The sequence below is a fragment of the Stenotrophomonas sp. A3_2 genome, assembly GCF_036624925.1.
Lineage (GTDB): Bacteria > Pseudomonadota > Gammaproteobacteria > Xanthomonadales > Xanthomonadaceae > Stenotrophomonas > Stenotrophomonas hibiscicola.
The window spans coordinates 404,867-427,390 of record NZ_JAZKVY010000358.1; the positions used below are offsets into that span (position 1 = coordinate 404,867).

Here is a 22,524-nt window from a genome sequence, read left to right on the forward strand (position 1 = left end):
GCCCCACCGTGTGACTTACTGCTTCGGGGTGATGCGGGTGATGCGGTCACCCTTCGGGTCTTCGGCGCCGCGCGACTTGTTCACCGCGAAAACGTTGCCCTTGCCATCGGCGCGCACATGGTTCGGCAGCGTGCCACCATCGAGATTGGCGACCACCTTGCCGTCACCATTCACCACGGTGACCGTGCCAGCGCCACGGTTGCTGACATAGGCCAGGCCGGAGGCATCATCGAAGGCGACGTTCAGCGCACCGGCGCCGACCGGCACGTCATGCAGCACCTTGCCGGCAGCCACGTCGACGATCAGCAGGTTGTCGGTGCCCTGCGAGGCCACGTACAGGCGGTTGCGCGCCGCGTCGAAGGCCACGCCCGAGGCACTGATCGAATTGCCCAGATCGATGAGCTTCTCGACCTTGCCGCTGGCCACATCGACCACTGCCGCCTCCGGGGTGCCGATGCTGACGGTGAACAGCTTGCCGCCCTTCTCGTCCAGCACCAGGCTCATCGGGGTGAACTTGCCGTCGTCCACGCCGGATTCCAGCGTCACCTGCGGCAGTTCCTTGAGGGTCTTCGCATCGAACACCGTCAGGTGGTCCTCGCCGGTGGCAGAAGCGAACACTTTGCCGTGCGTACCGTCGACCACTACGTCGCGCGCGTGCGGCACGGTGTCGACCGGGAACTGGTGGACCAGCGACAGGTCCTTCTGGCGGTAGACCGCGATCGAGTTCTGGCGGGTATTGGTCACCCACACATTGCCGTTGGTGTCATCCACACCCACGCCGTAGACCGCATACACCGCACCATTGGTGCTGCCCGGCACCTGCGCCGGGGTGATCGCCTTGGTCACCTTCAGCGACTTCGGGTCCAGCTTCAGCAGCTGCGACTGGGTCACCGGCGGGCGACCCACCGCCGAGGTCACGAACACCGCGTTGCTGGCGGCGCTGTAGGCGGACTGGTACAGGCCCGGCACCAGCTTGTTGGACTGGGTGGCGAACTGCGCCTGGCCGGACAGCGGCAGCTGCGGCGAGACGCGCAGCTTCAGCACGGTGGCCGCAGCCGGTTGGCTGGCGCGCACCACCACCGGATGAGTGCCCGGCACCGCGTCGGCCGGAATGCTCAACTGGGTCTTGAAGTTGCCATCAGCATCGACCACCAGCGGCTGCGCGTTGAGCACGCTTTCACCGCGCAGCAGGCTGACCTTCTGGCCCGGCAAGAACCCACGGCCGACCACGTCGGCAGTGCTGCCGGGAACCACGTTCTCACCGCGTGAGACGACTTCACCCTTGAAGGTGGCGTTGGCCGGCTGGTCGAACACCGGCTGCGCGGTGGCGGTCACCGCCAGCAAGAGGCCGGCGGCGAGAGAGGTGAGACGGAAAGACGGACGGAACGACATGGAAGGCTCCTTGCACACGTAGGCCGCGCCACGCGGCGCGGGAGTCATCGGTTGCCTGGGCCGCTGCACGCCGGCAGCCTCGCCTGGGTAGTGGGGTCGCACGGCATCGCGTGCGAAGGCATTCATTCGGCGGCGTTGTCCCCGCCACTGGGCGCGCCATCGCCGGCGCTGCGGTCGGTCACGCCGTACAGTTCATGCAGCGCGGCATGGAACGAGGCCGGCAGCATCGGGCCGTGTCCCAGCCCCGGGAACTCGCGGTACTGCACGCTCAGGCCCGGCACCTTCGCCAGCCGCTCGGACAGCTGCATCGCCGCATCCGGCGTGGCACCGCCAATGCGGCGCAGGTGCGCGACCACCCGTGGGTTGCTCAGGTCGCGCTTGCCACGATCGCCAACACGCTCGGCACCGCCCAGCATCAGCCAGAGCTTTGCCGGTTGGCCATGCACGTTCTGCACGAACTGCTGTTCCGGATCACCCAGCGCCGCGCCCTGGCTCCACCACAGCGAGGCACTGGCCGCCAGATAGGACTGGAAGGCGGCGGGGCGGGTGTAGAGCGCATTGAGCACGAACAGCCCGCCCAACGAGTGCCCCCACAGTGCTTGCTGCTGCGTATCGATGCGTACGCGTCGCTCGACTTCCGGCTTGATGCGGCGTTCGATCACATCCAGGAAAACCGCAGCACCACCGCCAACTGCCTGGGTCGTACCGCTCTCGTCATCGGCACGGTCGATCCACGCGGTGTAGTCGCGGGTGCGCGCCCTGGAATCGATGCGCAGGTCGTTGTCGTAGCCGATCAGCACCAGCACCGGCGGCGCCTTGCGCGCGGCCAGCTCGGCCAGCAACGGCTGATCCAGGACCATGGCGACGGCGTTGCCGTCCAGCGCGTACAGCACCGGAGAGGGCACCTTGCTGGCCTTGACCGGGATCGCCAGGTTCACCCGCCAACGGCGCTGCTGGTCCGGGCTGTCCAACACGAAATGCTCGAAGCGATAGCTGGCCGCCGGCTCGTCGAGCACGGTGTGGCCGATCTTCTGCAGCGGATTGCGCTGCTGCGCATGGGCATACGGGGTGGCCAGGAGCAGACCCATCATCAAGGCGGCCATGCCGCGGGCCAGTGGACCACGGCGCAAAGGCGGGACGAAATGCTTCATCAGCGGCGGCACGAGCGGCCGATGGCCGCCGGTTCACAGGGGACCGCAGTCTACCTTAAACGCGAATGATTATCACATCGATAAAATGTCACACTGTGTATCACGCGCGCGATGCGTTCATTTTCCCGGTTGCGCCGGAAACACCCGATCCACTATTTTGCCGGGCAGCGGGGCGCAGGAGCGCCCTTCCCTCGCAGGGCTGCGGATGGATGGGCAATCGAGCCATCGGCCGCGCCCTGTCCCTTGCCAAACCCATCCACGCATGGCGTGGATCTGCTCACCACCACCCACGGGAATGGATCCCGTGACTGCGAGAACATCTTGAAGCGCACCGCCCTGATCGCCCTTTCCCTCGGCCTGCTTGCACCGCTGGCCGCCCATGCCGCACAGGACCTGCCAACGCTCTACCAGGCCTTTGAAGAAGCCGGCAATTCTTCACTGGGCATGGACGAACTCAACCAGACGGTAACATTCACTGCCGTGGCACTGAGCGTTTCCAGCAACTTGGCGGGCGAACCGCTGATCGAGGCCGGCGATGACCAGGGCAATGTCCTGGCCCGGCTGACCAGCGACGATGAGCAGCAGGCGGCCAAGCTGGGCGCGCTGGAAGAAGGCGCGACCTTCACCGCCAGCTGCACGCTGCAGTTCAGCTCGGGAACGGATTACCTGTCCTTCGGCGATTGCAGCATCAAGTAAGAAAGAAGCCGGCGAAACGCCGGCTTCGTTTTCCCGCCCTGTAGAAGTCGAGCCATGCTCGACTCACGCAATCTCACGGCCCCGCAGGCACCGGGCCGTAGACGTTCTGCTGCGGTGTACCCGGCAGCAGCGCGAACACGAAGATCACCAGACTACCGAACGGAACAAAGGCCAGCAGGTACATCCAGCCCGACTGGTTGCAGTCGTGCAGGCGGCGCACGGTGACGGCGATGACCGGCACGAACGTGGCCAGCCAGAACACGACGAACAGGATGATCGAAGCGATGCCCAGCATGTCGGACTGCATCACCAGCCCGGCGATGAGCGGCACCATCAGGACGGTCGAGACGATCAACAGGAACAGCTGGAACATCCAGTACTCGCGACGGTTGGCACGGCCCTCGAACTGGGCATAACGCTTCAACGGCAGAATCATTTCCTGCACGGCATCGATCCTTGAAAAAGTAGCCGCGCAGTCTGCCAAAGGAACGCCCGCAGGACAATGTGATGACGAACCACACTCGACCGCCATTACCCCTGTAGAGCCGAGCCATGCTCGGCTGCTGTTTCCGCAGGTGCTGCTGGCTCGGTCCAGAGTGGAGTCGAGCATCGCTCGATCCTACATAAGCCAGCTCAACGGCCCTTCGCGGCCCGCGCCGCCTCGCGCTCGGCGCGCAGCCGATCCAGCTTTTCCTTCAGCTTGATCTCCAGGCCGCGGGGCACCGGGTTGTAGTACACCCGTTCGCCCATCGTGTCCGGAAAACCGGTCTGGTCCAGCGCGATGCCGCCTTCGGCATCGTGGTCGTACTGGTACTCGGCGCCATAGCCCAGTTCCTTCATCAGCTTGGTCGGCGCATTGCGCAGGTGCAGCGGCACCTCTTCGGTACCGCTCTGGCGCACGTCGGCCTTGGCCTGGTTGAAGGCCGCATAGCCGGCGTTCGACTTGGCGGTGCTGGCCAGGTACAGCACCAACTGGGCGAACGCGAGCTCGCCTTCCGGGCTGCCCAGCCGCTCGTAGATGTCCCAGGCTTCCAGCGCCATGCTCTGCGCGCGCGGATCGGCCAGGCCGATGTCCTCGATGGCCATGCGGGTCAGCCGGCGCGCGAGATAGGACGGATCGCAGCCGCCATCGAGCATGCGGGTCAGCCAGTACAGCGCAGCATCGGGGTTGGAGCTGCGCACGGACTTGTGCAGCGCCGAAATCTGGTCGTAGAACTGCTCGCCGCCCTTGTCGAAGCGGCGGGTACGGTCGGCCAGCACCTGGGTCAGGGTCTGTGGGGTGATGCGACCACCCTCCCCGCCCGCCAGTTCTGCGGCGATTTCCAACAGGGTCAGCGCACGGCGCACGTCACCATCGGCAGCGGTGGCGATTTCCAGCAGCAGCTCGGGAGCGACCTCGATACCCTCCTCGCCCAGGCCGCGCTCGCGATCCCCCAGCGCACGTTCCAGCGCTTCGACGATGTCGGTTGGTGATACCGCTTCCAGCACATGCACGCGGCAACGCGACAACAGCGCCGAATTCAGCTCGAACGATGGATTCTCGGTGGTGGCACCGACGAACAGGATGGTGCCGCGCTCGATATGCGGCAGGAACGCATCCTGCTGCGCCTTGTTGAAGCGATGTACCTCATCCACGAACAGCACGGTGCGGCGGCCTTCGGCGAAGCGTTGCGCGGCCTCGGCCAGCACCTGGCGCACTTCCGGCAACCCGGAAAGCACCGCGGAGATGGCACGGAACTCGGCGTCGGAGTACTCGGCCAGCAGCAGCGCCAGCGTGGTCTTGCCGCAGCCGGGCGGCCCCCACAGGATCATCGAATGCACGCGACCGGATTCAACCGCGCGGCGCAGTGCGCTGTCCGGCGCCAGCAGGCGCTTCTGCCCGACCATTTCGTCCAGGGTGCGCGGGCGCATGCGCTCGGCCAGCGGGCGCAGATGTTCCCGATCAACACTCAGCAGATCGGGGCCGGGGAAGGAAGTTGAACGATGTCTTGCCACCCGCTCATTGTACCGCGCCGCCCAACGGTAGCGCCGGGCCGTGCCCGGCGGATCAGGCCGCAGGGATCAGTAGTGCCGGCCGCTGGCCGGCAGCTTGGCAATGTGTCGGAAATGAGCCGAAGCCGCCGCAGCCAATTCTTCGGTAAGCCGCTGATTCACATGGAGTGTACTTTCCCGGGGATCGTGCACCCTCGTCAGTAGCCGAGAATTTGGAACTCAACCCTTCAGGACCCAAGCGTGCGCGATCCCGAATCCAATCTCCTTGAGTTCATTGCTGGCTGCGCTGTCGACGAGGACATCTACTATCTGGCTGCCGCCCTTGGCCCCGGGCATGACTACTACGACCCGGATCCCGGCCCACCCACCCGCATGTTCGTCTTTGGCCGCACCCCCAAAGAGGAGTGGTTCTACCATGACCTGCAGGACTTCCAGGTCATGTCCACAGAGCTTGTCCCAGAGGAAGAAGGCGGTCGCCCCCGTCGTGTGCTTGCGCTGGATTTCTATGGGCAGCTGGAAGATTACTCCCGTGCTGGGGCCACGATCGAGTACGTCTCGGCGGAAGGCGCCGACTTCCCCGGAGGTCTTACCTGTTTGAGATTGCTGGGCGACGACCTTTTCTGCGCGGGCACAAGAGGGCAGATCCATCATCGGGGCGAAGGCGGATGGCAGCAGCTTCCAACCCAATTCGCGACTGCCTTCTGCGAGGAGGACAAGGACGAGTCGGATCTGGATGACTTCGACAGTTGGCTCGACGATGTCGGCCACCTGCTCGAACTGGGCGATATTCCCGCATTTCCTCAAGATCCGATGGAACGCGACGCAGAGCTCCGCAGGAGATTCGCCGATTGGCGCGCATACATGACCGGTGTACGGGAGGATGGAGGATTCAACCAGTTACTTGCTGAGTTCCACGTGGGGAGCGTGAACGACCTCTGCGGAACGGGCCTTGCTGACCTCTACGCAATCGGCTCTCATGGTCTCATTGCACACTGGGATGGCTCGAGCTGGACCCTGCCCGAACAAGTCACCCCTGCGGAGCTGTTTCATGCCTGCAGGACTGACCAGGGCCGCCTCGTCTTTGTAGGAATGCACGGCACCATCGTTACGGGCGACATCTCCACTGGATTCGAGTGCCTGCACCACGAGGTCGGCGAAGGCATCAACTTCAACGCTGTGTGCCAGTACAAGCAACAGGTTTACATCGGCTCTGAGAATGGCGGCCTCTACGTCTACAGTCTAGAAACCGGCCTAGTTGAACCCTTGCTGGAAGGCATCCCCGAAGAACTGAGAGATGCAACGATTGTTGATATCAGTTCCGTCGGTAGCGTGCTGTGGGTGCTGACGCCCTGGGACCTGATTCGATTTGATGGCACCGCGTGGCAGGTGATCGTTCATCCGGACAACGGATGAGCTGGCCGAAAGCGTGTCAACCAAGGTTGACACCCACCAACGCGGTGCCGATTGACACCCACCAGAGCAGGTAGCGCCGGGCCATGCCCGGCGACCGCCATCAATTACCGATAACGTCTGTGCCCTTCGGCGGCGTAAAGCTGAAGGTGCCAGCCGCGAAGCCCGGGTTGCGCTTCCAGCCGCTGAAGCTGATCACGGTACGCTGGCCAACCGCATCGGTGATTTCCATCTTGGCCAGGCCCTGGGCGTTGAAGCCCAGCGCGGCGTACTGGAAGCTGGCCTCGGTCTCGCGCTTCGGCGACAGCGACAGCCACTGCAGGCCGTCGCGCTGCGCGGCCTCTTCGCTGACGTCGTACTGCTGCTCCAGCAGCGCCGGGTTGATCAGCGCGGTCAGCGGGCTGTTCTGCTCTTCTTTGCCCTGCTCGCGCACGGTGGCCTGCTCCAGGTCCGGCTCGTACATCCAGACCTTCTTGCCATCAGCCACGATCAGCTGTTCGTGCGGGCGCACGTATTCCCAGCGGAATAGGCGCGGCGCCGACAGCGCCACGCGGCCACTGGTCGATTCCTTCACCTTGCCGCGGCTGTCGAACACCTGCTGGCTGAACTGGCCATCCAGGCCCTTCAGGCCACTGGTGAAAGTCTTCAGGTCATCGCGGGCGCCAGCCCAGGCGCTGCCGGCGGCGGCGCAGGCCACGGCCAGGGTAGTGGTGGCAAGGAAACGACGGAAGCGGAAGTTCATGCGGGAATCCTGTGGGCGCGGGCGCCAGGAAAGGTGGTTGCCAGTGTGCCCGGCGAAAGATGAATGGGCGATCAGGGCGACATTATGCCGCCCTGAACGTCCATCGGCGATTCAGCCGCCAGATGCCGGCAGCTTGCCGTAAAGCACCTGGCCGCGGAAGCCGCGACGCACTTCGCGGTACAGCGCGCGGAACGCCGGATAATCCTGCGGCTGGCACAATGCCTCCGGGCCGCGCACCGCATTCTGCTGCAACCGGTGGTGCACGATCACCTCCTGCCCTTCGCGGCTCCAGTCCACGCGGTACTCGCCGGCGGCGTTGGCGAATCGCTGGCTGGCCGGGATGGCGATGATCGGCGCGTTGGCCGGGAACTGCAGGCGGTAGGTCTCCTCGCGCAGGCTGGCATTGCAGTAGAACGGCGTCTCGTTGGCCGGCGCCGAGGCGGTGGCGTACAGGCCACGCACCGACTCGCCACCCGGCGGGTCCGGCACCGCCATGCCGCCGGCCACGCTGAAGTCGGCGTAGTCCTCGGCCTGGAACGCCATGCGATAGCCAAACGGCCGGGTCAGGTCGACCGGCACGCCCTGGATCTGCAGCTGCCCTCGCCCGTCGAAACCGGACGCGGCCATGATTTGCTCCTCGGCGCGCGCACGGTTCTGCGCGTTGAGCTGGGAGAACTGGGCGCGCATGCCGATCTCGGCGTTCTCGCCCAGCTTCGGAATCGTCTCGCCGCGCAGGTCGCCATTGGCGTCGAAGGTGAAGCGCACTTCCATCGACGTGGCGTTGCGATCGGGCGTGTTAGCCGGGGTGCGCGCCAGCGTGGCGTCGCGGGTGCGCACCACCGGCGCCCCCAGATCGCCTTCCGGCAACTGTCCGAAGCGCGCCCATGCCGTGGTCGAATCCAGGTACAGATCGAACTCGGGGATGTAGGTGATGGCGTGGTTGAAGCGGCCCAGCACCGGAATCTTCGGCAGCGTCGGACCGCCCCCGGCACCGATCAGCACCGGCGAACTGGCGATGCCCTTGGCCGCCAGCAGCGCTTCCAGGATCGTCACATGGTCCTTGCAGTCACCATAGTGGTTGTCGAGGATGCTCTGCGCGCTGTTCGGCTCCAGGCCGCCGTTGCCCAGGTACACCGCCACATAGCGGATGTTCTGCGCGACCCAGCGATACAGCGCATCAGCCTGCTCGCGGCGGTCACTGATGCCGGCGGTGATCTCATCAGCCAGCGCCTGCAGCGCCGGGGTCACCTCGGCCGCCGGGCCCGCCTTGAGCTGGTAGGCGCGCCCCATCTGCGACCAGTCACGATACGTGCTGGCCATGATGTTCGGGCCGAACTCCCAGCCCGCCGCCGACCAGTTCTGCGCCGGCATCGCCTCGCGGCGCTGGTAGCGCCAGCGCCATTGCGCCTGGCCGTTCTTCACCGTCGGCCGGTCACTGCCCTGCACGCCGCGGCTGTCGACGAACATCGGCAGGTTGGCCGGCGCACTCAGGGTGACCTCGGCGTCCTCGTACTCGGTGAAGACGTTGAAGGTCTCCCACAGGCCGAAATAGCCCGGGAAGTACGGCGTAGCCTGGGTGCGGCGCACCTGGTAGTACAGGCGCGTGCCCGGGGCCAGGTTCGGGAACACGATCACCCGCACCTTGCGGTCGGCATACATCGCCGCCGAGGCGCTGGAGTAGCTCTCCTGCGTGTAGATGCGGTCGGCCGGCACGTCGCGGCGCTGGCCATCGGCGGTGATGGTGTAGGCACCGAGCACTTCCAGCGTCTCCATCTTTTCGCTGTAGCTCAGCCGCACCTGGCTGAACTGCTCGACGGAGGCCTTGGTCTTGAGAAGGACTTCGTAGGTTTCGGTCTGCACATTGCCCGCGTCCGGCCGGACCTGGTAGTCGGCGCGGTAACGGACAATGCTGAAATTATTGCTGGCTTCGGTATCGCCGCTGGTGGAAGGCGGCGCCGTGGCGGGCGCTGAGGTGGCGGTTTCTGCCAGTGCCGGGCCGGCAGCCATCAGGGCAGCCAGCGCCAGCGCCAGCGCGCTTGGTACGGGGTGAAGCATGCGTCGGTTCCTTGGACGTCGTGGGGATACGTCGGGTCTTACTTCGGCGGCGGCGGTGCCAGCACCGTGCGGTCGCCGTTGTGCTCCGGCGGGCTGACCACGCCGGCCGCTTCCATGGCCTCGATCAGTCGCGCTGCACGGTTGTAGCCGATCTTCAGCCGGCGCTGCACGCCGGAGATCGAGGCGCGGCGGGTCTCGGTGACCACCCGCAGTGCTTCGTCATACAACGGGTCGGACTCGTCGCCGGCTGCACTGGTCTCGGGCAGGCCGGTGGCACCGACGACCACGCCGTCGCCCATCGTCTGCACCTCATCCAGCACGCCGTCGACATAGTCGGCCGGGCCCATCGCCTTGAGGTGCTCGACCACGCGATGCACTTCATCGTCGGACACGAACGCACCGTGCACACGCTCGGGCAGCGCGGTGCCCGGCGGCAGGTACAGCATGTCGCCATGGCCGAGAAGGGTTTCCGCGCCGGACTGGTCGAGGATGGTGCGCGAGTCGATCTTGGAGCTGACCTGGAAGGCGATACGGGTCGGGATGTTGGCCTTGATCAGGCCGGTGATCACGTCCACCGACGGGCGCTGCGTGGCCAGGATCAGGTGGATGCCGGCCGCACGCGCCTTCTGTGCCAGGCGCGCGATCAGCTCTTCCACCTTCTTGCCGACGATCATCATCATGTCGGCGAATTCGTCGATGAAGATGACGATGAACGGCAGCGTTTCCAGCGGACGCGGTGCCTCGCCCAGCTCCGGGTTCGGCTTGAACAGCGGGTCCATCAGCGGCTGGCCGGCGTCCTGGGCTTCCTTCACCTTCTTGTTGAAGCCGGCCAGGTTGCGCACGCCCACCGCGCTCATCAGCTTGTAGCGGCGCTCCATCTCGGCCACGCACCAGCGCAGGCCGTTGGCGGCCTCCTTCATGTCGGTGACCACCGGCGCCAGCAGGTGCGGGATGCCCTGGTAGACGCTCAGTTCGAGCATCTTCGGGTCGATCATCAGCATCCGCAGGTCTTTCGGCGAGGCCTTGAACAACAGGCTCAGCACCATCGCATTGACCGCCACCGACTTGCCCGAACCGGTGGTACCGGCCACCAGCAGATGCGGCATGCGTGCCAGGTCGGCCACGGTCGGGCGACCGGCGATGTCCTTGCCCAGCGCCAGGGTCAGCACACTGGCCGACTTGTCATATTCCTTCGAGCGCAGCAGTTCGGACAGGAAGATCATCTCGCGGGTGACATTGGGGATTTCCAGGCCGATCACCGACTTGCCCGGAATGACATCGACCACGCGCACCGACTTCACCGACAGGCCACGCGCGATGTCCTTGTCCAGCGAACTGATCTGGCTGACCTTGATACCCGGTGCTGGCTCGATCTCGAAGCGGGTGATGACCGGGCCGGGATTGGCGCCGACCACCTGCGCATCGATGCGGAAGTCCTTCAGCTTGAACTCGATCTGCCGCGACAGGGTTTCCAGTGTTTCTTCGTCGTAGCCCTTCGGCTGCGGCTTGGGATCATCCAGCAGCGCCAGCGGCGGCAGGTCCGAGCCATCACCGTTGACGCCGCGGAACATCGGAATCTGGGTATCGCGCTTGGCCCGATCACTCTTCTCGATCACCGGCTCCGGACGCGGCTCGATCTTCACCGGCTCGCGCTTGGCGCGCACCTCGGCGTCGGCCTTGCGTACTTCCTGGCGTTCCTCGCGCATCACCCGGGTCTGTTTCCACTCGGTGACTTCTTCCTTCTTGCGTTCCAGCAACGGCGCCAGCGACATCACGCCGCGGCCGATCTTCTCCATCACCGTGAACCAGGACAGCCCGGTGGCCAGGGTGATCGAGGCCAGCAGCAGCACCAGCACGAACAGGTTCGCCCCCAACGCGCCGAAGCCCACCGTGAGCGAATTGCCGACCAGCTTGCCGAGGATGCCGCCGGCACTGGCGACATCGCCACTGAACAGGCGCACATGCAGGAAGCCGGTGCCGGCGATCAGGAAACCGACCAGACCGACCAGGCGCAGTGCCGGATCCAGGTCGTTCTCGCCCTTGCTCTCGCGCTTGAGGCCGAACATGGCGATCCATGCCAGCGCGCCGAGCACCACCGGCAGCAGGAAGGCGATGTAGCCGAACAGCTGCAGCAGCACGTCGGCGATCCAGGCGCCGGCGCGGCCGCCCAGGTTGTGCACCGGCGCAACCACGCTGCCGGTGTGCGACCAGCCCGGATCAGTCGCTGAATAGGTGAAAAGACTGGCCGCCAGATACAGCAGGGCCGGCGCGATGGCGATCAGGCCCAGGTCGCGCCAGAGGCGCTGGCGGCGTGGATTGTCGGTCGTCGCCGCCGCGGCCGTGCGACGTGACGCCTTGCTGTCGTCGGACTTGGAGCGTTCGGGGACCTGCTTCGCCACCTTAGACCATACCTTTGGAATGCGCTGTTAGTGATTGATAATAAATGAGACGGCGTCAGTTTTCAGTTATGCGACGTCCGACAGGGCAATCCGAGGGCCGAAACCACTGCTGGATGACGGCGTTCCGTTCATCGGCTTGAATCGCCCTGCCCCAGCCGCCACTCTATGACCAGCCACGGATGCTGCGCAAACATCGCCAGCGCCTTGTCCCATCTACCTTTTCGCGAGTCTACATGAGCACCAGCCTGCCCTCCCGCCACCAGCGCCTCGTCATCCTCGGTTCCGGACCGGCCGGTTGGACCGCCGCCGTCTACGCCGCCCGTGCCAACCTGAAGCCGGTCGTCATCACCGGCCTGCAGCAGGGTGGCCAGCTGATGACCACCACCGAGGTGGACAACTGGCCGGGTGACGCCCACGGCCTGATGGGCCCGGACCTGATGGCGCGCATGCAGGCGCACGCCGAGCGCTTCGAGACCGAGGTCATCTTCGACCACATCCACACCGCCGACCTGTCGCAGCGCCCGTTCAAGCTGATCGGCGACAGCCACGAGTACACCTGCGATGCGCTGATCATCGCCACCGGCGCGACCGCCAAGTACCTGGGCATCCCGACCGAAGAGACCTTCAAGGGCCGCGGTGTGTCCGCCTGCGCCACCTGTGACGGCTTCTTCTACCGCGACCAGGACGTGGTCGTGGTCGGCGGTGGCAACACCGCCGTGGAAGAGGCCCTTTACCTGTCCAACATCGCCCGCAAGGTCTATCTGGTCCACCGCCGCGACACCCTGAAGGCGGAAAAGATCATGCAGGACAAGCTGTTTGCCAAGGTTGCTGCCGGCAAGATCGAGACCGTCTGGCACCACCAGGTGGAGGAAGTGCTGGGCAACGACGCCGGCGTGACCGGCGTGCGCGTGAAGTCGACGCTGGACGGCAGTACCCGTGACATCGACGCCCACGGCTTCTTCGTGGCCATCGGCCACCATCCGAATACCCAGCTGTTCGACGGCCAGCTGGCGATGAACAACGGCTACCTGGAGATCCGCTCGGGCCTGGGCGGCAACGTCACCCAGACCTCGGTGGAAGGCGTATTTGCTGCCGGCGACGTGGCCGACCAGCACTACCGCCAGGCGATCACTTCGGCCGGCTTCGGCTGCATGGCCGCCTTGGACGCCGAGCGCTACCTGGACGCCCAGGGCAAGGCCAGCTGACTTGGACGCCGAGCGCTACCTGGACGCCCAGGGCAAGGCCAGCTGAGAGGCTGACCCGCTCCTGCAGGGTCGAGCCACGCCCGACTCCGGATGATAGGCCGACGCCAGTGCGTCGGCCTTTCTGTTTCATCTGCCCTATCCTTCTCCCATGCCTTCCCCCCGCTTTCTCCACTCCCTGCAGTCCATTGCCGCGACCGACTGGGATGCCCTGCACGACGGCCGCAACCCATTCGTCAGCCACGCCTTCCTATCCGGGCTTGAACAGCACGGTTGCCTGCGCGAGGACTGGGGCTGGCAGGCCCGGCACTTCACGCTCTGGGAAGGCAACACCCTGGTCGGCGCCATTCCGGGCTACCTGAAGACCAACTCTCACGGCGAGTTCGTGTTCGACCATGCGTGGGCCAACGCGTATGCGCGGCATGGCCGCGACTACTATCCGAAGTGGCTGGGCGCAGTACCTTACTCGCCGGTCACTGGCCCGCGATTGTTGGCACGTCACGATTCAGGGCGCGCCGCCCTGCTTTCGGCATTGCGCGAGGCCCTGCCCGCGCTGGAGGTATCCTCGGCCCATATCAACTTCCACACCGCAGTGGACGAGGCCCTGTTCGGCGATGACTGGCTTCTGCGCGAGGACGTGCAGTTCCAGTGGCAGAACCCGGGCGACTGGGCGACATTCGAGCAGTTCCTCGGTGCGATGAACCACAAGCATCGGAAGAACATCCGCCAGGAACGGGCCAAGGTCACCCGCCAGGGCATCAGCTTCCGCGTGGTACACGGCGATGAAGCCGGCCGCGCCGACCTGCAGGCGATGTACCGCTTCTACCTGCAGACCTTCCTCGAGTACGGCAACGCCCCGGCACTGACCGAGGCCTTCCTGCGCCATCTGGCCATTTCATTGGGACGCGGGCTGGTGCTGTTCCTGGCCGAACAGGACGGCGAGCCGATTGCCGGCGCGCTGTGCCTGCGCGGTGGCGATACGCTGTACGGCCGCTACTGGGGCGGCGCCACCCTGCCCGGCCTGCATTTCGAAGCCTGTTACTACCAGGGCATCGAGTACTGCCTGCGCGAAGGCCTGAGCCGTTTCGAGCCCGGCGCTCAGGGCGAGCACAAGCTGGCGCGTGGCTTCCTGCCGACGCTGGTACGCAGCCGGCACTGGGTGGCCGACGCGGATTTCGCAGAAGCACTGCAGGACTGGTGCCGGCAGGAGCGGCGGGATGTGCGGCGGTACCAGCAGGAGCTGCAGGGGCATGGGCCGTTCCGAGGAGAGACCTCATAAGACAATGCCCGTTTGTAACTCAAGGGTGGCGCGCGACTAGATGATTTTGATATGCGGCCAGATGGCACCGTCGATGTCGATGAACTCCACACCCTTGAGCCTCTCACCCGCAGCGTGCCGGAACTCCTCAGAGCAAATCAATGTATGACTGCTCCCCGACATACCCTTGAATCGAAAGATAGGCTCGACAAAGCCCTCCCTGACGACAAGTTTCTTCACTCGATGGATGTTGCCGTACGTCCTGTCACGAACCAGAAGTGACTCAGGCGCCGCGACGTCAAGAACGTCAAGTTCCTTGAAGATCACCGCGTTATAGCTGAACTGCACCAAGTCGACACCGCGCTTCGACCGCACTGTAAGAGGTGACTGATCGACGAATCCCGCACCTGCGTTGCGACTGATCTCCATAAACCGATCACTCGCAAAGTACGCACCTTGACTGGCGTTACAAATGTCAAACCTCCACCGAGGACCCCAGTTCACCGCGATCATTTCAGGCTGAAAGACTGGAGCGTATTCCCCCTCCCTTCTCCTGTGCCATAAGGGACGTTTGCAGTTCGCATGGTCGGCATAGTAGTGATCGCAGAGGTGCGGGTGTCCCTTATCAACGATGAAGGCTTCCACGTACCCGGGACAGCCCGGCTCCTTGACGTGAGACATTACAAAGAACTTCATCAAATAATCTGGGGATTGGATGTGATCCCCACACTGACGAGTTCATCTCAGCTCTTCAATAGGATTTTTTGCATATCTTTCAGCGACACAGATGACCAAGCCAGCACAACGCGACCCGTAGCTGGGGCCGATTTATCAGCGGACCTGCGCGGCTTCCTGCCGACGCTGCTGCGCAGCCGGCACTGGGTAGCCGATCCGGATCTCGCAGAAGCACTGCAGGACTGGTGCCGGCGGGAGCGGCGCGATGTGCGGCGGTACCAGCAGGAGCTGCAGGGGCATGGGCCGTTCCGCGATCGTGCCGACCAAGGTTGGCACCTACTAGAGCAATAGACCCAAGGCTGGCACCCGCCAGAGCGATGACGGGTACGCTGCGCTCAGGTGCATTGCCAGAAGTGCCCGCTTACCCGGCACGTCGCGCACCAGAACGTGTAGAGCATGCCACCGCTGCCCCATAGCAGCGTGCCCTCACCCGTGGTCGGCAGCGTCGAATCCAGCTGCATCACGAAGGGCATCTCCGCGCCGCAATCGATGCACGCCGGATACCAGGCACTCTGCACCCAGCTCGGTGCGCCGCCCACGCGCGACAGGTTCTGCCGATGATTGGACTGTCCCCAGTCCTGCTGCCGCCAGCGCGAGGTATCCATGGCGGCCAGGCCGACCTCGGCCTGCATCAGGTCACCGCTGTCGGTCGGCGTCGCCGGCACCTCCAGACGCTGGCTGGGGTGGCAGCTGGGCAGGCCGCTGGCATCGTGGCGATAGAAACGCACGGGCGGATCTTCCCAGCCGCTGCAGTCCAGGCACAGGCCCAGCGTGATCTCACCCGCCGCTCCCGGCTGCAGCGCGGCAGCGTCGGTTCGCAGCAGGCGCTGCAGCGGTGCATGGCAGCTGCCACACAACGATTCCAGCGGCCCTCCCATCTGCCCGGCGTACTGTACCTGCCCGCCATTCCAGGTCGGGTGCAGGCGCCAGATGCGCTTGCGCCAGCTCGGTTCGTCCGCCTGCTGCGCGCGATGCTGCTCGCGGCCGAAGCGGATGTGCAGCGGCCGCTCCCCATGCAGGCGCCGCGGCTGCGGTCCGTCCGCGACGCCGGCCCAGTGCGCCCAGACCTCAGCATCCAGCGCGCCCCAGTCAGCGAGGTAGCCGCGGGCAACGGCATAGCGCTCGGGCTGCGCCGCCAGCAGCAGCGCCCTGGCCCGCGCCATCTCGCGATCTTCGTCGGCCTCAGCCAGAATCTGCGCCCACTGCACGGCAATGACGGAGGACAGGCCCTGCCATACCTGCGAAGCCAGCTGCAGCTCATCCTCGCTGGCGACCGCCAGCAGCGCCTCCCAATCGTCCTGCAGCGTGTGCGGCGCCTGGTAGCTGGCGAACTCCAGCACGCTGGTCAGCAGCTCACCGCGCTCGCCGTCACGATAGCGCCGCCAGGCCTCGGCACAGACCGGCACAATCGCTTCATCGGGCAGCAGATCCAGCGCCATGTCGAGAAAGGCCGAGCTGGGTGAACGCCGGGCAAGGGCCAGCAGCATCAGCGCACCGAGCTGGCCGGGCTGTTCAGTGGCCAGCGCCAGCAGCATGCCCTGGCTGTCGTTGCGCGTGCGCGGGATATCGTGCACATCGAGGATGGCGGTGATCGCGTCACTCATGCGTGGGCTCCTTGCCGTTGGACGCTGATGGTGCCAGACATCAGCGATCGCCACGGCGAATACAATGCCGGCATGACCCGCCAGCTGCCCTGGCGCCTGGCCGATGCGCCGGACGCGCCCTTCCCTCCAGCCGAGACCGCCCTGCACCAGCCCGACGGCCTGCTCGCGGTGGGCGGCGACCTGCATCCGGTGCGACTGCTCAACGCCTATGCCGGCGGCATCTTCCCGTGGTTCAGCGAGGGCGAGCCAATCCTGTGGTGGTCGCCGGACCCGCGCATGGTGTTCCGCACCGACGGCGTGCACCTGTCCAGCCGCTTCCGCCGCCAGTTGCGCAGCAGCACGTGGGAGATCACCGCCGACACCGCTTTCAGTCGTGTGATGCGTGCCTGCGCCGCAGCACCGCGACCGGGCCAGGACGGTACGTGGATCAGCCCGGCGATGGTCGAGGCTTACAGCCAGCTGCACGACCTGGGGTTTGCTCATTCCTTCGAGGTCTGGGATCGGCAGACGCTGGTCGGCGGCATCTACGGCGCCGCGATCGGCGCCATGTTCTTCGGCGAGAGCATGTTCAGTGGCGCCAGCGGCGGCTCCAAGATCGCCCTGGCCGCCCTGGCATCCACCCTGCATGGTTGGGGCTGGGAACTGATCGATGCCCAGGTGGAGAATCCGCATCTGCTGCGGATGGGCGCCGAGCATCTGCCGCGCGCGGACTTTCTGGAGCACGTCCGTCAGGCCGTACACCGTGACGGCCGTGAAGGCCCCTGGACCCAGGCGGTCGGACGCTTGCCAGCACGGCGTTTGGCCGGGGGTTAACACAAACTTTGCAAGCCGGGCCCATCACGCGTAAAATACCGCGCCTTAGGCCCAGCGTGGCCGTTTTCTGAACCGCACAGGACTACATGTCGAAAGACGATTCCATCGAGTTCGAGGGCACCGTCAGCGAGACGCTGCCGAACACCACTTTCCGCGTTCGTCTGGAAAATGGGCACGAAATCATCGCCCACATCTCCGGCCGCATGCGCAAGAACTACATCCGCATCCTCACCGGTGACCGGGTCAAGGTTGAAATGACCCCGTACGACCTGACCAAGGGCCGTATCACCTACCGCATGAAGTAAGCGGTCGGCGCAGTGCGCCACTCCGACAGGGCCGGCCTCGCTGCTGGCCCTTTGTCGTGCGCGGAATAAAGTCAAAGTCTCCGGGGTCGTTCGATTTTCGTCCTTGTCTGAAATCCAGCAGCGCGCGGGAGCCCTAGGCTCTACGCGTTCTTCACACGAGGCCTTGCGTGCATGACTTACCTGATCGTACTTGACCCGCAGTCCGTCACCAGCCGCTGCTACGCCAGCAAGGGCCCGGACGGCACCTGGTTCGGTCAGCCCTGCCTGGTCTGCACCAGCATGGACGCCTCGCATCCCCTGTACCTGGCCGTGCAGCGCGAGATATCGCACATGGGCAGTACGCTCAAGCAGCGCCTGCACATTCCGCACGAGGCGGTCGCCTTTGTCATCGAAGACGGCGGCGACCAGGGCCGGCAACAGGGGTTCCGCTCGATCGCGGCCTGATGCGCCAAAGGTCATCGTGACCGATCTCACCGTGGCGTCGGTCAGCCCTGCTTGCGGCAGATTCGCATTTGCAGCGGCGGCGGCATCCTGGGATCCGATCCAGTCCGGATCGCCGCCCCTGCCCCGCCATGAACCTGTCTTCCCTGCTGGTCCCCCTGGCTTTGTCTGCCATCACCCTGGTGGCGCCGCCCGCCCATGCCGCTGGCACCCCGCCGGCGCAGTGCGTACCACTGACCGGCGAACAGCAGATCGTTCGCGCCGGCGCTGACAGGAACGTCCTGCTTCGCTCCGGTGAAGACCACTACGTGGTGCATTTCCGCAACAGCTGCCCTTCTGCCGTGCTGGCCACCCGCCTCGGCTTCAAGACCGACGGCAAGGAGGCTGACGAGCTGTGCAGCGAGGGCCGAAGCGCACTGGACACCGGTCGCGGCAGCTGCGAGGTCGCGCGCATCGAGCCGATCGATGCCGGGCGGTTCACGCGCGAAGCGCGCCGCCGAAGCCGGTGACAGCAGACAGGACAAGGGCGGCCGAAGCCGCCCTTGTCATTCCCAGTCTTTCACGCCAAGCCTTCAGCTCACTCCACCGTAACCGGCAGCAGCCGCTCCGGTTCGGCCTGGGTCTCGACCACGAGCTCGTCGTCGCGGACATCGATGCTGACCTTGCCGCCGTTGACCAGCTTGCCGAACAGCAGCTCGTCGGCCAGCGGACGCTTGATCTTGTCCTGGATCACGCGGGCCATCGGGCGCGCACCCATCAGCGGGTCGAAGCCGTGGTGGGCCAGCCAGTCGCGGGCGGTCGGGGTGGCCGACAGGCTCACGTGCTTGTCCTGCAGCAACATCTCCAGCTCGATCAGGAACTTGTCGACCACGCGCAGGATGTGCTCGAAGCCCAGCGCCTGGAACTGCACCACCGCATCGAGGCGGTTGCGGAACTCCGGGGTGAAGCTGCGGCGGATGGTCTCCATCGCATCGGTGGCATGGTCCTGCTTGGTGAAGCCGATCGAGCGCCGCGAGGCCTGTGCCGCGCCGGCATTGGTGGTCATCACCAGCACCACGTTCTTGAAGTTGGCTTCACGACCGTTGGTATCGGTCAGAACGCCGCGGTCCATCACCTGCAGCAGGATGTTGAAGATGTCCGGGTGCGCCTTCTCGATCTCGTCCAGCAGCAGCACGCAGTGCGGTGTCTTGACGATCTTCTCGGTCAGCAGGCCGCCCTGGTCGAAGCCGACATAACCCGGAGGGGCGCCGATCAGGCGGCTGATCGAATGCGGCTCCATGTACTCGGACATGTCGAAGCGGACCAGCTCGATGCCCAGCTGCAGCGCCAGCTGCTTGGTCACCTCGGTCTTGCCGACGCCGGTCGGGCCGGCGAACAGGAAGTTGCCGATCGGCTTCTCCGGGTTGCCCAGGCCCGAGCGGGCCAGCTTGATCGCCGAGGACAGCGTCTCGATCGCCGGATCCTGCCCGAAGATCACCATCTTCAGGTTGCGCTCCAGATGCTGCAGCACGTCCTTGTCGGTGGCGCTGACCTGCTTGGTCGGGATACGCGCCATCTTGGCCACGATCGCTTCCACTTCCTCGACGTCGATCAGCTCCTTGCGCTGGCCTTCCGGCAGCAGGCGCTGGCGGGCACCGGCCTCGTCGATCACGTCGATGGCCTTGTCCGGCAGCAGGCGGTCGCCGATGTGCTTCACCGACAGGTCCACCGCCGCCTGCAGCGCTTCGTCCGAATAGGTCACGCTGTGGTGCAGCTCGTATTTGGACTTCAGGCCCTGCAGGATCTCGTAGGCCTCGCCCACGGTCGGCTCTACGATATCAATCTTCTGGAAGCGGCGGGCCAGCGCCCGGTCCTTCTCGAAGATGCCGCGATATTCCTGGAAGGTGGTCGAGCCGATGCAGCGCAGCTCGCCGGAGGCCAGCGCCGGCTTGATCAGGTTGGACGCATCCATGGTGCCACCCGACGCCGAGCCGGCGCCGATGATGGTGTGGATCTCGTCGATGAACAGCACCGCGTTGGGCACCTTCTTCAGCGCGGTCAACACACCCTTCAGCCGCTTCTCGAAGTCGCCGCGGTACTTGGTGCCGGCCACCAGCGCGCCCAGGTCGAGCGAGTAGATCACCGCGTCGGCCAGCACGTCGGGTACCGAGCCCTCGACGATGCGGCGGGCCAGGCCTTCGGCGATGGCGGTCTTGCCCACGCCAGCCTCGCCCACGTACAGCGGGTTGTTCTTGCGGCGGCGGCACAGGACCTGGATGGTGCGCTCGATCTCATCGCCACGACCGACCAGCGGATCGATGCGGCCGGACCGGGCCTGTTCGTTGAGGTTGCTGGCGAATTCGGTCAGGGCATCACCCTTCGGCTCGCCATCCCCGCCTTCCATGCGGCCCTCACCCTCGGAGGAAGAGGACGGCTGCTCGCCCTCCTCGCCCAGCTTGGCGATGCCGTGGGACAGGTAATTGACCACATCCAGCCGGGTGACATCCTGCTGGTTGAGGTAGTAGACGGCGTGGGAGTCCTTTTCGCCGAAGATGGCGACCAGCACGTTGGCGCCGGTGACCTCCTTCTTGCCCGAGGACTGCACGTGGTACACGGCCCGCTGCAGCACCCGCTGGAAGCCCAGGGTCGGCTGGGTGTCACGGCCGTCATCTTCGGCCAGGCGGGACACCGAGGCCTCGATGGCCTGCTCCAGCTCCTGGCGCAGGCGTTCGGCGTCGGCACCGCAGGCCTTCAGTACGGCCTGGGCGGACGGGTTGTCGAGCAGTGCCAACAGCAGGTGTTCGACCGTCATGAACTCATGCCGGGCCTCACGGGCGCGCTTGTAGCACTGGCCGATGGTGTGTTCGAGGTCTTTGCTGAACATGGATTACTCCGGCGGCAGATGGGAACAATATGCGGCCTGACTACGCGATTTCCATCACCCTAGCGGATTGCTGCGTTCAGATGGCGTTAGCACTGCAGAACGCTTGATCTTCATTCACTCCAGAAGACCTCAACCGGCATGAGCGAACCCTACCTGAGCCGCTGGCGATTGCGGCGTGATGGCCCGGCCATCTGCACGCCCCACGCCCGGCTCTGGCCGGTGCTGACCGCTGCCGGCGCGCCGGCGATGCTGAAGATCAGCAGCGAAACCGAAGAGCAGAACAGCCATCGCCTGCTGCGTTGGTGGGAGGGCGATGGCGCCGCCCGCCTGCTGGCCCACGAGGGGCCGGCAATCCTGATCGAGCGCGCCGAAGGCGATTCGCTGCGGCAACGTTCAATCGCGGGCGACGATGACGCCTGCACCACGGTCCTGTGCCAGGTCCTGCAGCGGCTGCACCGGCCACGGAGCGCGCGCCCAGCGGAACTGGTCTGCCTGCGTAGATGGTTCGCCGACCTGCTGCAGCCAAGGGCTGCGCTGCCGCCACTGCTGGAACAGTGCAGATCACTGGCGGAGGGGGTGCTGCGTGACGAACAGGAGATCCGGCCGCTGCACGGCGACCTCCACCACGACAACGTGCTCGACTTCGGCGCGCGCGGCTGGCTGGCGATCGACCCGAAGCGGCTGCTGGGCGATCGCGCGTTCGATTACACGACGCTGTTCAGCAACCCGGATCTCTGCGGCCCGGGCATCCATGTGGCCACCCGGCCCGAGCGGTTTGCCGCGCGCGTAGAACAGGTGACCGCGCTGGCCGGCCTCGAGCGCACCCGCCTGCTGCGTTGGGTCGCTGCCAGCGCAGGGCTGTCGGCGGTGTGGTTCCGCGATGATGGCGACCCCGCCGAGGTCGACGAGGCCGTGGCACGTATGGCGCTGGAGGCGTTGGCGGAGGCCTGATCCAGCTGTAGAGCCGAGCCTGCGCTCGGCTGTTGCTGGCAGAGATCTGGACGCCTGGGTGAACAGCAGCCGAGCATGGGCTCAGCTCTACAGGTTTCTGCCTTGGTAGCTGCCCACCTTGGTGGGCACGCCGTGTCCGGAGTCGATGTACCCGGACGAGGATCGGCAGCCGGTCAGGCCTTCTCCATCGTGCACAGCAGCGGATGCTGGTTCATCCGCGAATACTCGTTGACCTGGGCCACCTTGGTCTCGGCCACTTCGCGGGTGAACACCCCGCACACGCCGCGGCCGCGGGTATGGACGTGGAGCATCACCTGCGTGGCCTTGTCCAGGTCCATGTTGAAGAACTGCTGGAGCACGTCCACCACGAAATCCATCGGGGTGTAGTCGTCATTGAGCAGCATCACCTGGTAGAACGGCGGCGGCGCCACTTCCGGGCGCGCAGGTTCTACGGCAACGCCGTGCTCGTGCTGGGAATCGGGGGAGGACTCATGGGGCATCCGTCCATTATAGAG

20 protein-coding genes and 1 pseudogene are annotated in these 22,524 nt (G+C 65.5%); 10 read left to right on the plus strand and 11 right to left on the minus strand.

What is annotated here, in order from left to right; translation table 11 throughout:
• Window positions 1-15: 15 nt before the first annotated feature.
• Window positions 16-1,392 carry a YncE family protein gene (locus R5H29_RS21030; protein ID WP_332329761.1) on the minus strand — a complete coding sequence of 459 codons (1,377 nt, stop codon included), beginning with the start codon at window positions 1,390-1,392 and terminating at the stop codon, window positions 16-18.
• A 122-nt stretch (window positions 1,393-1,514) separates the two neighbouring features.
• Window positions 1,515-2,543 carry an alpha/beta hydrolase-fold protein gene (locus R5H29_RS21035; RefSeq protein ID WP_332329762.1) on the minus strand — a complete coding sequence of 343 codons (1,029 nt, stop codon included), beginning with the start codon at window positions 2,541-2,543 and terminating at the stop codon, window positions 1,515-1,517.
• Between the two features lie 321 nt (window positions 2,544-2,864).
• On the opposite strand from R5H29_RS21035, the gene R5H29_RS21040 reads away from it, so the two are divergent.
• Entirely contained in the window at window positions 2,865-3,239 is a 375-nt protein-coding gene (locus R5H29_RS21040) for a hypothetical protein (RefSeq protein ID WP_021201787.1), read from the plus strand.
• 73 nt (window positions 3,240-3,312) lie between these two features.
• Here the strand turns inward: R5H29_RS21040 and R5H29_RS21045 are convergent, their stop codons facing one another.
• Both R5H29_RS21045 and R5H29_RS21050 read right to left on the minus strand, forming a co-directional pair.
• A complete protein-coding gene (locus tag R5H29_RS21045; RefSeq protein ID WP_332329763.1) occupies window positions 3,313-3,684 on the minus strand; it encodes a DUF805 domain-containing protein in 372 nt (123 codons plus the stop codon).
• Between the two features lie 188 nt (window positions 3,685-3,872).
• A complete protein-coding gene (locus R5H29_RS21050) occupies window positions 3,873-5,150 on the minus strand; it encodes a replication-associated recombination protein A (protein ID WP_332329764.1) in 1,278 nt (425 codons plus the stop codon).
• A gap of 321 nt (window positions 5,151-5,471) precedes the next feature.
• Between R5H29_RS21050 and R5H29_RS21055 the strand changes: the two genes are divergently transcribed.
• On the plus strand, window positions 5,472-6,644 hold the full coding sequence (locus R5H29_RS21055) for a hypothetical protein (RefSeq protein WP_332329765.1): 1,173 nt from the start codon (window positions 5,472-5,474) through the stop codon (window positions 6,642-6,644).
• A 100-nt stretch (window positions 6,645-6,744) separates the two neighbouring features.
• Here R5H29_RS21055 and lolA read toward each other — a convergent pair whose 3' ends face one another.
• From lolA to R5H29_RS21070, 3 genes are all read right to left on the minus strand, one after another.
• Window positions 6,745-7,383 carry an outer membrane lipoprotein chaperone LolA gene (gene lolA / locus R5H29_RS21060; protein ID WP_005413289.1) on the minus strand — a complete coding sequence of 213 codons (639 nt, stop codon included), beginning with the start codon at window positions 7,381-7,383 and terminating at the stop codon, window positions 6,745-6,747.
• A 111-nt stretch (window positions 7,384-7,494) separates the two neighbouring features.
• The gene (locus R5H29_RS21065; RefSeq protein ID WP_332329766.1) at window positions 7,495-9,438 is read right to left on the minus strand and encodes a DUF3857 domain-containing protein; all 1,944 of its coding nucleotides are present in this window, start codon (window positions 9,436-9,438) and stop codon (window positions 7,495-7,497) included.
• Between the two features lie 38 nt (window positions 9,439-9,476).
• The gene (locus R5H29_RS21070; protein ID WP_019659648.1) at window positions 9,477-11,837 is read right to left on the minus strand and encodes a DNA translocase FtsK; all 2,361 of its coding nucleotides are present in this window, start codon (window positions 11,835-11,837) and stop codon (window positions 9,477-9,479) included.
• Between the two features lie 233 nt (window positions 11,838-12,070).
• Here R5H29_RS21070 and trxB point away from each other — a divergent pair, with 233 nt between their 5' ends.
• Both trxB and R5H29_RS21080 read left to right on the plus strand, forming a co-directional pair.
• Window positions 12,071-13,042 carry a thioredoxin-disulfide reductase gene (gene trxB, locus R5H29_RS21075; protein WP_332329767.1) on the plus strand — a complete coding sequence of 324 codons (972 nt, stop codon included), beginning with the start codon at window positions 12,071-12,073 and terminating at the stop codon, window positions 13,040-13,042.
• 148 nt (window positions 13,043-13,190) lie between these two features.
• A complete protein-coding gene (locus R5H29_RS21080; protein WP_134734879.1) occupies window positions 13,191-14,318 on the plus strand; it encodes a GNAT family N-acetyltransferase in 1,128 nt (375 codons plus the stop codon).
• A 36-nt stretch (window positions 14,319-14,354) separates the two neighbouring features.
• Here the strand turns inward: R5H29_RS21080 and R5H29_RS21085 are convergent, their stop codons facing one another.
• Window positions 14,355-14,993 carry a hypothetical protein gene (locus R5H29_RS21085; RefSeq protein WP_332329778.1) on the minus strand — a complete coding sequence of 213 codons (639 nt, stop codon included), beginning with the start codon at window positions 14,991-14,993 and terminating at the stop codon, window positions 14,355-14,357.
• Between the two features lie 147 nt (window positions 14,994-15,140).
• Here R5H29_RS21085 and R5H29_RS21090 point away from each other — a divergent pair.
• Window positions 15,141-15,323 (plus strand): annotated as a pseudogene (locus tag R5H29_RS21090) (peptidogalycan biosysnthesis protein); the annotation flags it as partial.
• 44 nt (window positions 15,324-15,367) lie between these two features.
• Here the strand turns inward: R5H29_RS21090 and R5H29_RS21095 are convergent.
• Window positions 15,368-16,636: a hypothetical protein gene (locus R5H29_RS21095; RefSeq protein WP_332329768.1), complete on the minus strand. Its 1,269-nt coding sequence runs from the start codon at window positions 16,634-16,636 to the stop codon at window positions 15,368-15,370.
• A gap of 72 nt (window positions 16,637-16,708) precedes the next feature.
• Between R5H29_RS21095 and aat the strand changes: the two genes are divergently transcribed.
• The 4 genes from aat (at window position 16,709) to R5H29_RS21115 (ending at window position 18,704) form a co-directional block, all read left to right on the plus strand.
• Window positions 16,709-17,449 carry a leucyl/phenylalanyl-tRNA--protein transferase gene (gene aat / locus R5H29_RS21100; RefSeq protein WP_332329777.1) on the plus strand — a complete coding sequence of 247 codons (741 nt, stop codon included), beginning with the start codon at window positions 16,709-16,711 and terminating at the stop codon, window positions 17,447-17,449.
• Window positions 17,450-17,535: 86 nt separating this feature from the next.
• Window positions 17,536-17,754 carry a translation initiation factor IF-1 gene (gene infA, locus R5H29_RS21105; protein WP_005409596.1) on the plus strand — a complete coding sequence of 73 codons (219 nt, stop codon included), beginning with the start codon at window positions 17,536-17,538 and terminating at the stop codon, window positions 17,752-17,754.
• A gap of 171 nt (window positions 17,755-17,925) precedes the next feature.
• Entirely contained in the window at window positions 17,926-18,198 is a 273-nt protein-coding gene (locus R5H29_RS21110; RefSeq protein ID WP_058980068.1) for a hypothetical protein, read from the plus strand.
• A 128-nt stretch (window positions 18,199-18,326) separates the two neighbouring features.
• Window positions 18,327-18,704: a hypothetical protein gene (locus tag R5H29_RS21115; RefSeq protein ID WP_227844940.1), complete on the plus strand. Its 378-nt coding sequence runs from the start codon at window positions 18,327-18,329 to the stop codon at window positions 18,702-18,704.
• Window positions 18,705-18,772: 68 nt separating this feature from the next.
• On the opposite strand, the gene clpA is transcribed toward R5H29_RS21115, so the two are convergent.
• Entirely contained in the window at window positions 18,773-21,058 is a 2,286-nt protein-coding gene (gene clpA / locus R5H29_RS21120) for an ATP-dependent Clp protease ATP-binding subunit ClpA (RefSeq protein ID WP_021201776.1), read from the minus strand.
• 138 nt (window positions 21,059-21,196) lie between these two features.
• Between clpA and R5H29_RS21125 the strand changes: the two genes are divergently transcribed.
• Complete coding sequence (locus R5H29_RS21125) at window positions 21,197-22,009, plus strand: APH(6) family putative aminoglycoside O-phosphotransferase (protein WP_180877460.1); 813 nt, start codon at window positions 21,197-21,199, stop codon at window positions 22,007-22,009.
• Between the two features lie 173 nt (window positions 22,010-22,182).
• Here the strand turns inward: R5H29_RS21125 and clpS are convergent, their stop codons facing one another.
• A complete protein-coding gene (gene clpS / locus R5H29_RS21130; protein WP_019659637.1) occupies window positions 22,183-22,509 on the minus strand; it encodes an ATP-dependent Clp protease adapter ClpS in 327 nt (108 codons plus the stop codon).
• Window positions 22,510-22,524 lie beyond the last annotated feature (15 nt).

Bases quoted from the DNA above. Each gene is read 5' to 3' on its own strand.
- R5H29_RS21030 (WP_332329761.1), bottom strand. From the start codon at position 1,392: ATGTCGTTCCGTCCGTCTTTCCGTCTCACCTCTCTCGCCGCCGGCCTC.
- R5H29_RS21035 (WP_332329762.1), bottom strand. From the start codon at position 2,543: ATGAAGCATTTCGTCCCGCCTTTGCGCCGTGGTCCACTGGCCCGCGGC.
- R5H29_RS21050 (WP_332329764.1), bottom strand. From the start codon at position 5,150: ATGCGCCCGCGCACCCTGGACGAAATGGTCGGGCAGAAGCGCCTGCTG.
- lolA (WP_005413289.1), bottom strand. From the start codon at position 7,383: ATGAACTTCCGCTTCCGTCGTTTCCTTGCCACCACTACCCTGGCCGTG.
- R5H29_RS21065 (WP_332329766.1), bottom strand. From the start codon at position 9,438: ATGCTTCACCCCGTACCAAGCGCGCTGGCGCTGGCGCTGGCTGCCCTG.
- trxB (WP_332329767.1), top strand. From the start codon at position 12,071: ATGAGCACCAGCCTGCCCTCCCGCCACCAGCGCCTCGTCATCCTCGGT.
- R5H29_RS21080 (WP_134734879.1), top strand. From the start codon at position 13,191: ATGCCTTCCCCCCGCTTTCTCCACTCCCTGCAGTCCATTGCCGCGACC.
- R5H29_RS21085 (WP_332329778.1), bottom strand. From the start codon at position 14,993: ATGAAGTTCTTTGTAATGTCTCACGTCAAGGAGCCGGGCTGTCCCGGG.
- R5H29_RS21095 (WP_332329768.1), bottom strand. From the start codon at position 16,636: ATGAGTGACGCGATCACCGCCATCCTCGATGTGCACGATATCCCGCGC.
- aat (WP_332329777.1), top strand. From the start codon at position 16,709: ATGACCCGCCAGCTGCCCTGGCGCCTGGCCGATGCGCCGGACGCGCCC.
- infA (WP_005409596.1), top strand. From the start codon at position 17,536: ATGTCGAAAGACGATTCCATCGAGTTCGAGGGCACCGTCAGCGAGACG.
- R5H29_RS21110 (WP_058980068.1), top strand. From the start codon at position 17,926: ATGACTTACCTGATCGTACTTGACCCGCAGTCCGTCACCAGCCGCTGC.
- R5H29_RS21115 (WP_227844940.1), top strand. From the start codon at position 18,327: ATGAACCTGTCTTCCCTGCTGGTCCCCCTGGCTTTGTCTGCCATCACC.
- clpA (WP_021201776.1), bottom strand. From the start codon at position 21,058: ATGTTCAGCAAAGACCTCGAACACACCATCGGCCAGTGCTACAAGCGC.
- R5H29_RS21125 (WP_180877460.1), top strand. From the start codon at position 21,197: ATGAGCGAACCCTACCTGAGCCGCTGGCGATTGCGGCGTGATGGCCCG.
- clpS (WP_019659637.1), bottom strand. From the start codon at position 22,509: ATGCCCCATGAGTCCTCCCCCGATTCCCAGCACGAGCACGGCGTTGCC.